Source organism: Microbacterium sp. NPDC056569, from assembly GCF_042793475.1.
In the GTDB taxonomy this organism is placed as follows: domain Bacteria; phylum Actinomycetota; class Actinomycetes; order Actinomycetales; family Microbacteriaceae; genus Microbacterium.
In genome coordinates, this window is record NZ_JBHTUV010000029.1 from 1 (window position 1) to 7,507 (window position 7,507).

General features: G+C 70.5%; 5 protein-coding genes. 2 read left to right on the forward strand and 3 right to left on the reverse strand.

What is annotated here, in order from left to right; genetic code table 11:
* Window positions 1-67: 67 nt before the first annotated feature.
* The 3 genes from sucD to ACFQ7C_RS20210 all read right to left on the reverse strand — a co-directional run bounded on the left by sucD (window position 68) and on the right by ACFQ7C_RS20210 (window position 3,862).
* Entirely contained in the window at window positions 68-970 is a 903-nt protein-coding gene (gene sucD, locus ACFQ7C_RS20200) for a succinate--CoA ligase subunit alpha (RefSeq protein ID WP_378905740.1), read from the reverse strand.
* Between the two features lie 33 nt (window positions 971-1,003).
* Window positions 1,004-2,167, reverse strand: coding sequence for an ADP-forming succinate--CoA ligase subunit beta (gene sucC, locus ACFQ7C_RS20205; protein WP_378905743.1), 1,164 nt, complete (start codon window positions 2,165-2,167; stop codon window positions 1,004-1,006).
* An 87-nt stretch (window positions 2,168-2,254) separates the two neighbouring features.
* Window positions 2,255-3,862: an FAD-dependent oxidoreductase gene (locus ACFQ7C_RS20210; protein ID WP_378905746.1), complete on the reverse strand. Its 1,608-nt coding sequence runs from the start codon at window positions 3,860-3,862 to the stop codon at window positions 2,255-2,257.
* A gap of 124 nt (window positions 3,863-3,986) precedes the next feature.
* Here ACFQ7C_RS20210 and ACFQ7C_RS20215 point away from each other — a divergent pair, with 124 nt between their 5' ends.
* Both ACFQ7C_RS20215 and ACFQ7C_RS20220 read left to right on the forward strand, forming a co-directional pair.
* Entirely contained in the window at window positions 3,987-4,676 is a 690-nt protein-coding gene (locus ACFQ7C_RS20215) for a TetR family transcriptional regulator (RefSeq protein WP_378905749.1), read from the forward strand.
* Between the two features lie 63 nt (window positions 4,677-4,739).
* Window positions 4,740-7,469 carry a cation-translocating P-type ATPase gene (locus ACFQ7C_RS20220; RefSeq protein ID WP_378905752.1) on the forward strand — a complete coding sequence of 910 codons (2,730 nt, stop codon included), beginning with the start codon at window positions 4,740-4,742 and terminating at the stop codon, window positions 7,467-7,469.
* Window positions 7,470-7,507: the final 38 nt, after the last annotated feature.

Consider the following 7,507-nt stretch of genomic DNA (forward strand, 5'->3'; position numbering starts at 1 on the left):
GGGACGGATGCTGCAGCCCGGGGCTGCAGCATCCGTCCCTCTTCTCGGGCTCGGCGACCGGTGAGGGTCAGAGGCTCTCGATGATCTCGCGCATGAGCGACGCGGTCTCGGACGGCGTCTTGCCGACCTTGACGCCGGCGGCCTCGAGGGCCTCCTTCTTCGCCTGCGCGGTGCCCGCGGAGCCCGACACGATGGCGCCGGCGTGGCCCATGGTCTTGCCCTCGGGGGCGGTGAAGCCCGCGACGTAGCCGACGACCGGCTTGGTCACGTTGGCCTTGATGAAGTCGGCCGCGCGCTCCTCGGCGTCGCCGCCGATCTCGCCGATCATGACGATCGCCTTGGTCTCGGGATCGGCCTCGAACGCGGCGAGCGCGTCGATGTGGGTGGTGCCGATGATCGGGTCGCCGCCGATGCCGATGGCCGTCGAGAAGCCGATCTCGCGCAGCTCGTACATCATCTGGTACGTCAGGGTGCCCGACTTCGACACGAGGCCGATCGGGCCCTTGCCGGTGATGTTGGCGGGCGTGATGCCGACCAGCGACTCGCCCGGCGTGATGATGCCGGGGCAGTTCGGGCCGATGATGCGGGTCTTGTTCCCCTTGGACTGCGCGTAGGCCCAGGCCTCGGCGGTGTCGCCCACGGGCACACCCTCGGTGATCACGACGAGCAGGGGGATCTCGGAGTCGATGGCCTCGACCATCGCGCTCTTCGTGAACGCGGGAGGCACGAATGCGATCGAGACGTCGGCGCCGGTGGCGTCGATGGCCTCCTGCACCGAGGCGAAGACGGGGAGCTCGATGGGGTTGCCGTCGGCGTCGGTGTGCAGCACGGTGGTGCCGGCCTTGCGGGCGTTCACGCCGCCGACGACCTGGGTGCCGGCCTTGAGCATGAGCGCGGTGTGCTTGGTGCCCTCGCCGCCGGTGATGCCCTGGACGATGACCTTGGAGTCCTTGTCAAGAAAGATCGACATTGTTGTTCGGTTCCTCTGTCAGATGTCTGCGGTTCAAGCGTTGGCGAGCTCGGCGGCCTTGTCGGCGCCCTCGTCCATCGTCTCGGCCAGGGTCACGAGCGGGTGGTTGGCATCGCGCAGGATCGCGCGGCCCTCCTCGACCTTGTTGCCGTCCAGGCGCACGACCAGCGGCTTCGACGCCGAGTGACCGAGCTCGGCGAGCGCGCCGACGATGCCCTTGGCGACCGCGTCGCACGCGGTGATGCCGCCGAACACGTTGACGAACACGCTCTTGACCTGCGGGTCGCCGAGGATGACGTCGAGGCCGGCGGCCATGACCTCTGCCGAGGCGCCGCCGCCGATGTCGAGGAAGTTGGCGGGCTTCACGCCGCCGTGGTTCTCACCCGCGTATGCGACCACGTCGAGCGTCGACATGACAAGGCCCGCACCGTTGCCGATCACGCCGACCTCGCCGTCGAGCTTGACGTAATTGAGGTCGTTGGCCTTGGCCTTCGCCTCGAGCGGGTCGGCGGCGTCCTTGTCCTCGAGGAGCGCGTGGCCGGCGTGGCGGAAGTCGGCGTTCTCGTCGAGCGAGACCTTGCCGTCGAGGGCGATGACGTCGCCCTCTTCGGTGAGAACGAGCGGGTTGACCTCGACGAGCGTCGCGTCCTCGCCCTTGTAGACGTTGTAGAGCTTGACGAAGACGTCGCTCACCTTGTCGACCAGGTCGGCGGAGAAGCCGGCGGCCTCGGCGATCTCGACGGCCTTCGCCTTGTCGATGCCGGTCCCGGGGTTGACGTCGATGCGGGCGAGGGCCTCGGGACGCTCGACGGCGAGCTCTTCGATCTCCATGCCGCCCTCGACGCTCGCAAGCGACAGGTACGAGCGGTTGGCGCGGTCCAGCAGCACCGAGAAGTAGTACTCCTTGTCGATGCGGGCACCCTGCGCGACCATGACGCGCTTGACGACGTGACCCTTGATGTCGAGGCCGAGAATCGCCTTCGCGGCCTCGTAGGCCTCGTCGGGCGTCTTCGCGACCTTCACGCCGCCGGCCTTGCCACGACCGCCGGTCTTGACCTGGGCCTTGACGACGACGACACCGCCGATCTTCTCGGCTGCGGCACGCACCTCCTCCGGCGTGTCCGCGACGATGCCGGCGAGCACCGGCACCTCGTACTTCTCGAAAAGGTCTCGTGCCTGGTACTCGTACAGATCCACAGTGATTTCCTTCGCAGGTGGCGAATGGGGGTGGGGATGACGCGGAAAGCGTCTCGACGTCGAGATATCGACCAGTGCCCCAGCCTACTACCGGTGAATGTCCGGTTCTGACAGCAGCGACGCGTCGGGCTCGTCGTCGAGCTCCGCGCCGGGCTCGTCGTCGAGCTCCTCGCCCGGCACACGGGGCAGGCGCGCGAGATCGCGCAGGGCGGGACCCTCGATGCGGGCCCCGTCCGCCGTGAACCGCGACGCGTGCAGCGGGCAGTCCCACGTGAGGTCGGCGTCGTTCCACCGCAGCACGCCGCCGAGGTGGGTGCAGACGGCACTCACCGCGCAGGTGCGTCCGCCGACCGTCGAGATCCCCACCGGCTGCCCGGCTCGGCTCGCCACGACGCCCTCCCCCTCGGCGGGGCGGCGCACCGGGGTCGGCACGGTCTGCGCACCGATCCACCCCGACGCCGCCTCCCACCCGACGCGCAGGTTCTCCACTCCGCCGCGGGCGAGGTCGGCGGGCACCGTGAACCGCGACGAGATGACGTTCATCCAATCGGGGCGGTCGCGTCGCGGCACGCGGCAGATCTCCGCGGTCAGGCGCAGCGCGGCGGCCGGGGCGTTCGACAGCCCCCACTTCGCGTAGCCGGTCGCGAACCGGATACGGCCGAGCCCGCGCGGCATCGCGCCGACGAAGGGGATGAGGTCGTGGGACTCGTAGTCCTGCGCCGACCACGAGGCCACCGGCTCTGCGCCGGGGAAGTGATGCTGCGTCCACGACACGAGGCCGTTCACGCACGCGAGCGGGGACGGCGCACGCCCGACGGGGAAGCCGTTGCCGCCGACGATGAGCTGCGCCGCCTCGGCGGGGCCGTCCTCGGGGGTGATCGAGCGCACCGACTTGGTCGCGCCGTCGACCGAGATGTAGAGCCCCTCGGGGAGGGGTCCGGCGGTCTCGAACGCCACGCACGACGAGCGCAGCCCTCGCACCTTGGCGAAGTAGAGGCCCCGGTCGGTGATCGGGGTCGCGGTGGCGAGCACGACGTGGTCGGCCGCGAGGAACCCCTCCGTCGTCTCGACGCCGGACCACGGCACCGCGTGCACGCGGGTGACGCGCACGCCGGCGTGCAGCGTGCCTCCCTCACGCAGCAGAGCCTGGGCGAGGGCGACCAGGAGGCGCTGAGGATCGATCGCGACCTGTCGATCGAGCGCCACCGCATCGACCATGTCGAACGGCGACTGCGCGAGCTGGTCCGGCTCGACCCGCCGCACCGGGAGCCCGGCCTCGACGGCCGCGCGCAGCTCCGCCTCGATGCACGCGGCGCCCTCCGGCGTCTGCGCGTACGAGTAGGCCGCACGCCGGGAGTACGGCACGCCGAGCTCGTCGGCGATGGCGGTCAGCCACTCCGCGCCGTCGCGGTTGGACTCGACGTACGCGCGGACCAGCCGCGCGGGGTGGTGGCGGCGCAGGCTCGAGAGCACCGACCCCTGCAGCAGGGTCAGCTTGCCGGTGTTCGCTCCGGATGCGAGCCCGCCCACCTCGGCCGCGTCGACGACGGCGACGTCCATTCCCTGGCGCGTCAGGAGCAGTGCGGTGGACAGCCCCGTCAGCCCGGCGCCCACGACCACCACGTCGCGCCGCCGCCCGGACGCGAACGGCGTGCCGGCGACGCTGCCGGCATCGATCCTCCAGATCGGCGTCATGGACCCAGTGAAGACCTCGACCGCACCCGTGTCGACCCCGTTGACAATGCGAGCGCACGATGCCGACGCGGCGCGCGTGATCATGCCGCGCTCGCGGCGGCGCGAGCACTAGGCTCTCCCCGAGATGTCCGACACCGCTGCCGCCTCTGCCGCCCAGGCCGCGTCCCGCGCCGCCGTGGTCGCCGCCGCGCTCGAGCTGTTCGCCGAGCAGGGCTTCGATCAGACCTCGGTGGAGCAGATCGCACAGGCGGCCGGGGTGTCGCGCTCGACCTTCTTCCGGCAGTTCGGCGGCAAGGACGACGTGGTCTTCACCGACCACGAGCTGCTGCTGGAACGCCTGCGGGAGTTCCTGGCGCAGCCGCACCGGGATCCGTGGGCGGCCGTATGCGAGGCATCCCTCTTCGTCTATGCGCACTTCGCGGCCGACCCCGAGCTCGCCCGGCGACGCTACGCCGTCGTCCGCGGTGTGCCGGCGCTGCGTGACCGCGAGATCGTGACGGTGTTCCGGTACGAGCGGCTCTTCGACGAGTACCTGCGCGCGTCGCTGCCCGGCCTCGACCCGCTCGACGCCGTCGGCTTCTCGGCCCTCGTCACCGCGGTCCACAATCACGTGCTGCGCCGTCTCATCCGCGGCCCGAAGAAGGTGCCGGTCTCGGTGCTGCGCACGGCCCTCGACGACGCCCGTCGGCGCTTCGGCGTGCTGCCCGACAGCGAGGCGGATCCCGCCGCCGAGCAGGTCGTGGTGGCCGTGTTCCCGCGCGCGATGCCGACCGCGGAAGTGGCCCGCCGCCTGCGCGAGCGCCTCGACGACTGAACCCCGGCGACGCGCCCGCGAATTCTCTGTCGCGGGGCCACGGCGCGGCGCTATGTTCGTGCCATGAGCACCGTGGACACCTCGCCCGACACGGCAGGGGAAGCCCCCTGGTACACGCAAGACGCTGACGCCGTCGTCGCGGCCCTCCGCAGCGACCGCGACCGCGGCCTCACCGCCGCCGACGCCGCCCAGCGGCTCGCCGAGCACGGCCCCAACTCGATCGCCGCAGAGAAGCCGCCGTCGACCTGGCAGGTCGCGCTGCAGCAGCTCGCCGACCCGATGAACATCATGCTGGTCGCCGTCGCGATCATCAGCCTGTTCATCAACCAGGTGAGCGTCGGCATCCTCGTCGGCGCCCTCGTCGTGCTCAACATCGTGCTCGGCACGCGGCAGGAGCTCAAGGCGAAGGCATCCGTCGACGCCCTCGCCAAGATGCAGATCCCGCAGGCGAAGGTCGTCCGCGACGGGTCGCTCGTGCAAGTCGACGCCACGACCCTGGTGCCGGGCGACATCGTCGCCCTCGAGGCCGGCGACATCGTGCCCGCCGACGGACGCATCGTGCGCTCGGCGACGCTCGAGACGCAGGAGGCCGCGCTCACGGGTGAGAGCGCGCCGATCCCGAAAGACGCCGGCGCTCTCACCGACCCCGACACGACGCTCGGCGACCGCACCGACATGGTGTTCCAGAACACCCAGGTGACCCGCGGCACGGCCACGGTCGTCATCACCGACACCGGCATGCAGACGCAGATGGGCCAGATCGCGTCGATGCTGTCGGCCGTGAAGCCCGCCAAGTCGCCGCTGCAGCGCGAGCTCGACTCGCTCACCGGAGTCCTCGGCTGGATCGCCTGGGGAGCCGTCGCGATCATCATCATCGCCGGCCTCCTGCGTGATCAGCCGCTCCAGTCGGTGATCCTGCTCGGCATCTCGATGGCGATCTCAGCGATCCCCACGGGCATGCCCTCCTTCGTGCAGGCGATGCTCTCGTACGGCTCGCGCCAGCTCGCCGAGCACAAGGCGGTCGTCAAGAACCTGACGGATGTCGAGACGCTCGGTGCGACGAGCGCCATCAACTCCGACAAGACCGGCACGCTCACGATGAACGAGATGACGGTCGAGTCGCTCTACTACCGCGGCGAGTGGTTCACCGTCGCGGGCTCCGGCTACGAGAAGACCGGCGAGGTGCGCCACGTCGCCGGCCTGCCGGTGCCGCAGTTCAACCAGCTCGCGCTGGGGCTGACGCTCTGCAGCGACGCGACCGTCTCCGACGACGGCGCCGTGATCGGCGACCCGACCGAGGCCGCCCTCGTGGTGCTCGCCGCCAAGCTCGGCTCCGATGCGGAACTCACGCGGGCGAAGTTCCCTCGCGTCGCCGAAGTGCCGTTCGACTCGGCCTACAAGTTCATGGGCACCTTCCACGAGATCCCGGTGGAGGGCGTCGAAACCCTCGTGGGCTACGTCAAGGGCGGACCCGACGTCGTGCTCGACCGCTGCAGCTCGGTCGCGACGATGGAGGGCGTCGTGCCGATCGCCGACCGCCGCGACGCGATCCTCGAGGCGAACCGCTCGCTCTCGGAGCAGGGGCTGCGCGTGCTCGCGTTCGCGTTCCGCCGCTTCGCCTCCGACGCGCCGGTGGCCGACGACCCGATGGCGGCCGTGTCCGACCTCACCTTCGTCGGCCTCGTCGGCATCATCGACCCGCTGCGGCCGTCCTCGAAGGAGGCCGTCCGCATCGCGCGCGAGGCCGGCATCGAGGTCCGCATGATCACGGGCGACCACGCGATCACCGCCGCCGCGATCGGCGCGAAGCTCGGGCTCGGCGACGGGGCCGCCAGCGGCGCCGAGATCCAGGCGATGAGCGACGACGAGCTGAAGGCGGCGCTGCCGCGTCTGCACATGTTCGGCCGCGTCACCCCGGAGGACAAGCTGCGCCTCGCCCGCCTCATGCAGGAGCAGGGCGCGGTGGTCGCGATGACGGGCGACGCCGTGAACGACGCCGCCGCGCTCAAGCAGGCCGACATCGGCGTCGCGATGGGCTCCGGCAGCGACGTCACGAAGCAGGCGGGGAAGATGATCCTCGTCGACGACAACTTCGGCACCCTCGTGACCGCGGTCCGCCTGGGCCGCTCCATCTACGAGAAGATCGTCAGCTACGTCCGGTTCCAGATGTCGCAGCTGTTCTCGCTCGTGCTGCTCTTCCTCGTCGCGAGCATCTTCGGCATCAACAGCGGCGTGCCGCTCACGCCGATCATGGTGCTGTTCCTGAACTTCTTCGTCGCCATCTTCCCCGTGATCGTGATCCTCCTCGACCCGGTGCCCGACGGCATCATGCTGAAGCCGCCGCGCGACCCCAAGAAGACGATCGCGAACCCCGGCGCTGTCACGCTGTGGTTCATCTACGGCGGCCTGATCTTCATCACGACGCTCGTTCCGCTGCTCATCTACCCCGACCTGCTCAACCCGGAGAACCCGAGCGCCCCGAACGTCCCGGTCACGATGGCCTTCGCGGTCTGCGCGCTCGGCTCGATCTTCGGCGGTCTGGTCATGCGCCGCGACCCCGAGTCGGGCTTGGCCGCTCCGATCATCGACGCGGTGAAGTGGCTGTCGATCCCGCTCGCCCTCACGGTCGTCGCGGTCGAGGTGCCCTTCATGCAGCGTCTCGTGGGCACGACGAGCCTCTCGGGCGACGAATGGCTGACGGCGCTCGGCCTGGCGCTGCTCGTGCCGGTGCTGATCGAGCTCGAGAAGTGGATCCGCCGCGCGCGGCTCCGCCGCCGCGCCGCACAGGCCTGACCGCACACCACAAGAACGCGCGCCGCCCGCTCACGGGC

What these genes read in the sequence shown, in the direction of transcription:
- sucD (WP_378905740.1), bottom strand. Translation starts at nt 970, where the DNA reads ATGTCGATCTTTCTTGACAAGGACTCCAAGGTCATCGTCCAGGGCATC.
- ACFQ7C_RS20210 (WP_378905746.1), bottom strand. Translation starts at nt 3,862, where the DNA reads ATGACGCCGATCTGGAGGATCGATGCCGGCAGCGTCGCCGGCACGCCG.
- ACFQ7C_RS20215 (WP_378905749.1), top strand. Translation starts at nt 3,987, where the DNA reads ATGTCCGACACCGCTGCCGCCTCTGCCGCCCAGGCCGCGTCCCGCGCC.
- ACFQ7C_RS20220 (WP_378905752.1), top strand. Translation starts at nt 4,740, where the DNA reads ATGAGCACCGTGGACACCTCGCCCGACACGGCAGGGGAAGCCCCCTGG.